5 protein-coding genes are annotated in these 4026 nt (G+C 61.8%); 3 read left to right on the forward strand and 2 right to left on the reverse strand.

Features of this window, described 5'->3' with window-relative positions; genetic code table 11:
* Positions 1-196 precede the first annotated feature (196 nt).
* On the reverse strand, positions 197-634 hold the full coding sequence (locus H6B15_RS15050; RefSeq protein ID WP_204648823.1) for an RrF2 family transcriptional regulator: 438 nt from the start codon (positions 632-634) through the stop codon (positions 197-199).
* 153 nt (positions 635-787) lie between these two features.
* Positions 788-1120 carry a hypothetical protein gene (locus tag H6B15_RS15055; protein WP_204648824.1) on the reverse strand — a complete coding sequence of 111 codons (333 nt, stop codon included), beginning with the start codon at positions 1118-1120 and terminating at the stop codon, positions 788-790.
* Between H6B15_RS15055 and H6B15_RS15060 the strand changes: the two genes are divergently transcribed.
* The 3 genes from H6B15_RS15060 to H6B15_RS15070 all read left to right on the forward strand — a co-directional run bounded on the left by H6B15_RS15060 (position 1119) and on the right by H6B15_RS15070 (position 3886).
* Entirely contained in the window at positions 1119-2054 is a 936-nt protein-coding gene (locus H6B15_RS15060) for a MetQ/NlpA family ABC transporter substrate-binding protein (protein ID WP_204648825.1), read from the forward strand. The genes H6B15_RS15055 and H6B15_RS15060 overlap by 2 nt on opposite strands.
* A 132-nt stretch (positions 2055-2186) precedes the next feature.
* A complete protein-coding gene (locus tag H6B15_RS15065; RefSeq protein WP_204648826.1) occupies positions 2187-3188 on the forward strand; it encodes a methionine ABC transporter ATP-binding protein in 1002 nt (333 codons plus the stop codon).
* 38 nt (positions 3189-3226) lie between these two features.
* Positions 3227-3886 carry a methionine ABC transporter permease gene (locus H6B15_RS15070; RefSeq protein ID WP_243424443.1) on the forward strand — a complete coding sequence of 220 codons (660 nt, stop codon included), beginning with the start codon at positions 3227-3229 and terminating at the stop codon, positions 3884-3886.
* Positions 3887-4026: the final 140 nt, after the last annotated feature.

Consider the following 4026-nt stretch of genomic DNA (forward strand, 5'->3'; position numbering starts at 1 on the left):
GCCCCGGACCCCACCCCCACGCCGGTGCCTGAAGTACAGGAAACCCCGGTGCCGGACCAGGCGGCTGAGCCTCCGGCCAATGAGGTGGTCCAGGCCCCCGAAAGTGTGCAGGATACACCCGCGGCATAACATCCATCTGTTTACATGAAAAAATCCCCCGACCCAATCCGGTCGGGGGATTTTTGATGTGGCAGACTTATTCCGGGTCGGCCGGCGGCAGATCGTCGGCGGTCATGGTGCGCAGCTCTTCCAGGGTGATGCCGTCCACATACCGGTCAATCACCTGGCGCAGACCGTCCCAGAATCCGATGGTATGGCACTGGGGCCGCCGCGGGCAGGCTTCGGCCTGGCTGGACAGGCAGGGGATGGGGACCAGATCGCCCTCGATGGCGCGCAGAATATCCCCGGCGGTGATCTCGGGGGCGGGGCGGGTCAGACGATACCCGCCCTGGCTGCCCCGGATGCTGGCCACCAGGCCCGCCCGGGCCAGCGGGGTGACGATCTGCTCCAGATACTTCTGGCTGATCTGCTGGCTTTCGCTCACGCTTTTCAGGGATAGCGGCTCATCCGGGCCGCAGTTGGCCAGTTCCACCATCAGGCGCAGCGCATACCGGTCCCTGGTCGAAAATTTCATGAGGAAACCTCCCTTTGCTAACAATAACAGCCTTATCATACCAAGTTTGGGGCCTCCAGGCAAGAAAAACATAGAAAAAATATAGGAAAACTTTTTCGCCGCCGATTTTTCCGCACAAAAGCCTTGACACAGGCGGGCAAAGAGGGTATACTGTCACCATTCGATCTGAAAATTTGCCGGAAAGGGGATGCTGTCATGAACTTCAACGAACGCCGTGATGGTATGATGATGTGCATGTGCAGTGGGCTTCGGCAACCTGCGCATGTTTCCCCTTGCCCGTTTTTTCGGGTCTGAGGCAGGAAGCAGCAGCGGCAGGGCGCCGAAAGCGCCCTGCCGCTTTTTTGTTTGTTTTCCGCCGCTTGCAAAAAGGAGGAACCCCCTATGAAAACCGGCCCCAAGTGCCGACAGCCCGGTGTGCGAATGTGCCGCCGCTGAACCACGCGCCGTTCCCTGAAAAAACAAGCCATCAAAGGAGAAAGAAATCATGAAAAAGAAACTTCTGTCCGGCCTGCTGGCCGCTGCCCTGACCCTGAGCCTGGCCGCCTGCGGCGGCGCTCCCGCTTCCGAGAGCACCGCTCCGTCTTCCTCGGAATCCGCCGCCACCTCCACCGCCGACACCGCCGAGGCGGACACCACTGCCCTGACCGGCGACGGTTTTGATTCCTCGGTGGACTACGAAGCCCTGAAAGGCACCACCATCACGGTGGCGGCTTCTCCGGTGCCCCACGCCGAGATCCTGAAGGTGGCCGGTGAGATCCTGGCCCAGGCCGACATCAACCTGAAGGTGGTGGAATTCACCGACTATATCCAGCCCAACAAGGCCACCGAGAACGGGGAAGTGGACGCCAACTACTTCCAGCACGGTCCTTACCTGGAAAACTTCAACGAGGAAAACGGCACCCATCTGGTGAGCGTGGCTGCCATCCACTATGAGCCCCTGGGCCTGTATCCGGGCAAGACCAAGACCCTGGACGAGCTGGCCGACGGCGCCAAGATCGGCGTGCCCAACGACACCACCAACGAAGCCCGCGCCCTGCAGCTGCTGGCCGCCCAGGGCCTGATCACCCTGAAGGACGGCGCCGGCCTGACCGCCACCAAGAACGATATCCAGGACAACCCCAAGAACCTGGATATTGTGGAGATGGAGGCCGCTCAGCTGCCCCGTCAGCTGGCCTCTCTGGATATGGCCGTCATCAACGGCAACTACGCCACCGAAGCCGGTTTCTCCTCCGCCGCTGACGCTATTGCCGCCGAGGACGCCGACAGCGAAGCCGCCCAGACCTACGCCAACGTGCTGGTGGTGAAGGAAGGCAACGAGGAAACCCCTGTCACCAAGGCCCTCATCGCCGCCCTCAAGAGCCAGAAGGTCAAGGATTACATCACCGAAACCTATGGCGGCGCCGTGGTTGCCATTTTCTGAAAAACATGATAGCATAAAAGCGGGAACGCCACCCGGCGTTCCCCTTTTTATGAAACACAACGCGGCTGTCTGCGGCCGACGGCGGAACCCTTCCGCCGCGTCACACCCGGCCCTGCGGGAGGAATCACAACCATGATCGAACTGCAACATCTGACCAAACGGTTTGCCACCAAGGCGGGCACGCTGGTCGCTCTTCAGGACATCAACCTGACCATTCAGGACGGGGATGTCTTCGGCATCATCGGCATGTCGGGGGCGGGCAAATCCACCCTGGTGCGGTGCATCAACATGCTGGAAAAGCCGGACGAAGGCAGCGTGGTGGTCAACGGGCGCAGGATGGAGACCCTGGACGCCCGGGGCCTGCGGGAAGCCCGGCGGGAAATTGCCATGATCTTCCAGCAGTTCAACCTGCTCATGCAGCGCAACTGCCTGAAAAACGTCTGCTTCCCCATGGAGCTGGCCGGCGTGCCCAAAGACAAGGCCGAGGCCCGCGCCCGGGAACTGCTGGCGCTGGTGGGCCTGCCCGACAAGGCCGAAAGCTACCCCGCCCAGCTGTCCGGCGGCCAGAAGCAGCGTGTGGCCATCGCCCGCGCCCTGGCCACCGACCCCAAGGTGCTGCTGTGCGACGAAGCTACCAGCGCCCTGGACCCCAACACCACCCACGCCATCCTGCAGCTGATCCAGAACATCAACCGGGAACTGGGTATCACGGTGGTGATCATCACCCACCAGATGAGCGTGGTGGAACAGGTCTGCCAGCATGTGGCCATCCTGGACGCCGGTAAGGTGGTGGAGCAGGGCTCGGTGGCCGAGATCTTCTCCAACCCCAAGACCCCGGCGGCCCGCCGCCTGGTCTTCCCGGCGGGGGCACCCCAGGGCGAACTGCCCGCCGGACACCGGCTGGTGCGGGTGGCCTTCAACGGCACCCAGACCACCGACAAACCGCTGGTGGCCAGCCTGGCCATCGAGTGCGGGGCTCTTGTCTCCATTGTGGCGGCAGACACCCGCAGCATCAACGGACAGACCCTGGGCAGCATGCTGCTGGCTCTGCCCGACAACGCCGACGAGGCCGAAAAGGCCATCGCCTATATCCGCAATTATCCCGGGCTGACCTATGAGGAGGTGCAGGCATAATGGAATTTCTGTTTGCTTCGGATGAATGGCAGGTCCTGATGGACAACCTGCCCAACCTGCCCTTTGCCACCTGGGAAAGCTTTTACGCCACCCTCTTTTCCACCCTGCTGGCCCTGGTGGTGGGCCTGCCTCTGGGTGTGCTGCTGGTGGTGGGGGAGAAGGATGGGGTTCTGCCTCTGCCCGGCTGGCTCATGACCCTGCTCAACGCGGTCATCAACCTGCTGCGCAGCGTGCCCTTCCTGATTCTCATGATTGCGGTGCTGCCTTTGTCCATGGTGGTGCTGGGTACCTCCATCGGTACCCCTGCATCCATCATCCCCCTGTTCATGGCGTCCTTCCCCTTTGTGTCCCGCCTGGTGGAAACCAGCCTGCGAGAGGTGGACGGCGGCGTCATTGAGGCGGCCCAGAGCATGGGCGCCACCCCGCTGCAGATCGTCACCAAGGTCATGATCCCCGAAAGCCTGCCCGGGCTCATCTCCAACACCACCATCGCCATGACCACCATCCTGGGATATTCCGCCATGGCCGGCATCATCGGCGGCGGCGGCCTGGGCCAGATCGCCATCAATTACGGCTACTACCGTTACAAGTATCTGATCATGGTGGTGGCCACGGTGCTGCTGGTCGTGATGGTGCAGGTCTTCCAGTCCATCGGCACCTGGCTGGCGGTCCGCTGCGACAAGCGCCTGCGCAAGTAATTTCCGTTCCGTGCAACCAAAAGCCGGTCCCGACACATCGGGGCCGGCTTTTTCATGGCGCCGAATAGGCATGATAAAATCCCCCAGTTCAACTGGGGGTGGATAAAAAATACTTTAGTGAAGAGAAAGAACCTCCTGTG

Origin of the sequence: Gemmiger formicilis (genome assembly GCF_016900095.1) — a bacterium.
Lineage (GTDB): Bacteria > Bacillota > Clostridia > Oscillospirales > Ruminococcaceae > Gemmiger > Gemmiger formicilis_A.

Excerpts from the sequence above, each read along its gene's own strand:
- H6B15_RS15070 (WP_243424443.1), top strand. The coding sequence starts at position 3,227 with ATGGACAACCTGCCCAACCTGCCCTTTGCCACCTGGGAAAGCTTTTAC.
- H6B15_RS15060 (WP_204648825.1), top strand. The coding sequence starts at position 1,119 with ATGAAAAAGAAACTTCTGTCCGGCCTGCTGGCCGCTGCCCTGACCCTG.
- H6B15_RS15055 (WP_204648824.1), bottom strand. The coding sequence starts at position 1,120 with ATGATTTCTTTCTCCTTTGATGGCTTGTTTTTTCAGGGAACGGCGCGT.
- H6B15_RS15050 (WP_204648823.1), bottom strand. The coding sequence starts at position 634 with ATGAAATTTTCGACCAGGGACCGGTATGCGCTGCGCCTGATGGTGGAA.
- H6B15_RS15065 (WP_204648826.1), top strand. The coding sequence starts at position 2,187 with ATGATCGAACTGCAACATCTGACCAAACGGTTTGCCACCAAGGCGGGC.